This window comes from Halomonas sp. NO4, assembly GCF_010994375.1.
Lineage (GTDB): Bacteria > Pseudomonadota > Gammaproteobacteria > Pseudomonadales > Halomonadaceae > Halomonas.
The window spans coordinates 290044-292493 of the sequence record NZ_WHMA01000003.1; the positions used below are offsets into that span (position 1 = coordinate 290044).

2 protein-coding genes are annotated in these 2450 nt (G+C 66.2%); both read left to right on the forward strand.

What is annotated here, in order from left to right; translation table 11 throughout:
• A partial coding sequence (locus FEF15_RS04515) for an aldo/keto reductase (RefSeq protein WP_163557949.1) occupies window positions 1-570 on the forward strand: 570 nt, incomplete at its 5' end.
• A 356-nt stretch (window positions 571-926) separates the two neighbouring features.
• Window positions 927-2441, forward strand: coding sequence for an IS21 family transposase (gene istA, locus FEF15_RS04520; protein WP_163557950.1), 1515 nt, complete (start codon window positions 927-929; stop codon window positions 2439-2441).
• Window positions 2442-2450 lie beyond the last annotated feature (9 nt).

Here is a 2450-nt window from a genome sequence, read left to right on the forward strand (position 1 = left end):
CAGGAAGGCAAGATACGGGCTGTTGGGTTGTCTGAGGTGTCCGCGACCACCCTGGGCCGTGCCCGGACCGAACATCCCATCGCGGCGGTGCAGTCTGAATACTCGCTGTGGACGCGGAATCCGGAAATTGCCCTGATCGAGGCGTGCCGCGAGGCGAACACGGCCTTGGTGGCCTTCAGTCCCCTCGGCAGGGGCTTCCTGGCGGGGGCCGTCTCTGATCCCGAAAGCCTCGAAGAGAACGACATGCGTCGAAGCATGCCGCGTTTCAGTGCCCAGAACTATCCCAAGAACCTTTCCCTGTTGGCGGATTTCACCACCGTGGCCCAGGAGCTAGACGTGAGACCCAACCAGTTGGCGCTGGCCTGGCTCAGAGCCAAGGGGGGTGACATCATTCCGATTCCGGGTACTCGCTCCGTCGAGCACATGCGCGAGAATCTGGCGGCGGAACCGCTGCGCCTGGATGCCGCGACCCTCTCCCGGTTGGACGTCATGATGACGCCAGACCAGGTGGTGGGTAATCGATACGGTGAAGCGCAGCAGGCGGAAATCGATACCGAGGAGTTCGGCTAGGGTCAGTGCCAACCTAAATTGATACGCGCCCGAAACCGTGCGAAGGGCCTGCCAACCCCCACATCCATCCGCTGCCCTGCTGGGGTCACCATGGCGCCGGCGCCGATCAGCCGCCGCGGCAACGGGCTCAGCCGCAGGGGCTGCCTATCAGAAGGCTCTTCTGCAGAGCGACAATCAAGATGAGAGTCACGCGACAATCACGATGAGAAAGCCGAGACCTTCGCTCATCGAGGTCGTGAGGGCGTAGCCCGAACAACCTCGATGAACAAAGGACGGCGGGATCCCCAAGGGGATCCCGCCGGGTGATCGCGGCCAACCCCGCATAGAGTGGTCTTCTCGCCAAAGAGGATCACCCCGTGCCGGGACGACACATCACCGATCACCAAGTGAGGCTTTACATGACTTTTCGCCGTAGTGATAGTCCCACCGCCGCCGCTGCCAAGGCCGCATTCAGCACCGCCACCGCCTACCGCCTCGAGAATGACCCGCGGTTGCCGTCACAGAGGGCAGCACCGCGCACCCGGCGCCGACCCGATCCGCTGGCCGGTCTCTTCGAGGAAGAGGTGGTCCCCTTGCTGGAAGCGGCACCGGGGCTGCGCCCGGTCGCCCTGTTCGAGGAGTTGCGGCGCCGCCATCCCGAGCTCGAACACGGCATTCGCCGGACCCTGGAGCGCCGGGTACGCGCCTGGCGGGCGGTGCATGGGCCGGAGCAGGAGATCATCTTTCGCCAGACCCACGAACCGGGACGCCTGGGCCTGTCCGACTTTACCGACATGGCCGACCTGCAGGTCACGGTGGCCGGGAAGGCCTTGGACCATCGGCTCTACCACTTCCGGATGGCGTACGGCGGCTTCCAGCATGCCCAGGTGGTGTTGGGCGGCGAGAGCTTCGTGGCCCTGGCGGAGGGCCTGCAGAATGCCTTGTGGGCCCTTGGCGGCGCCCCACGCGAACACCGCACCGACAGCCTGTCGGCGGCCTTCCGCAATCTCGAGCCGGCGGCACAGGACGACCTCACCCAGCGCTACGAGGCGCTATGCCGGGACTACGGCATGACGGCGAGCCGCAACAACCCCGGCGTGGCCCATGAGAACGGCAGTATCGAGGGCGCCCACGGCCATCTCAAGCGCGCCATCCGCGATGCCTTGCTGCTGCGCGGATCACGCGACTTCGATGACCTCGCCGCCTATCGGGCCTTCATCGATGAACTGGTCAGCCGGCGCAATGCCCGCCACCGACCCCGCATCGACGCCGAACGGGCGGTGCTGCAGCCGCTGCCCCGGCAACGCAGTCAGGACTACGAGGAGATCCGGGTACGAGTGACGTCCTCCGGCGGCTTCACGCTGCGCAAGGTGTTCTACTCGGTGCCCTCCCGGCTGATTGGCCATCAGCTGCGGGTGCGCCTGTATGACGATCGCCTGGAGGTGTTCATCGGCGGCAGCGCGCTGTTGACCCTGTCCCGCGGGCGTGCCCAGGGCGGCGGCCGACATGGCCATGTGGTGAACTACCATCACGTCATCCATGCCCTGCGGCGCAAGCCGATGGCATTGTTGAACCTGGTCTACCGTGACCAGCTGTTCCCGCGGGAGGCGTATCGGCGCACCTTCGACGCCTTGCTCGCCGGGCGGGACGCCCGCTTGGCCTGTCGCTGCATGGTCGGCCTGCTGGCCTTGGCTCACGAGCGGGGCTGTGAAGCGGCACTCGCTCAGCACCTGGAGGCGCTGCTCGAGGCCGGCGAGTTGCCGCACCTCGACGTGCTGCGGGAGCGCTTCGCTCCCGCTCCGGCCGAGCTCCCCCACGTCGAGGTGCGATTGGAATCGTTGGGGACCTATGACGCGCTGATGGACCACCCGACGATGGGAGGTGTGGCATGAGTGCGTCAT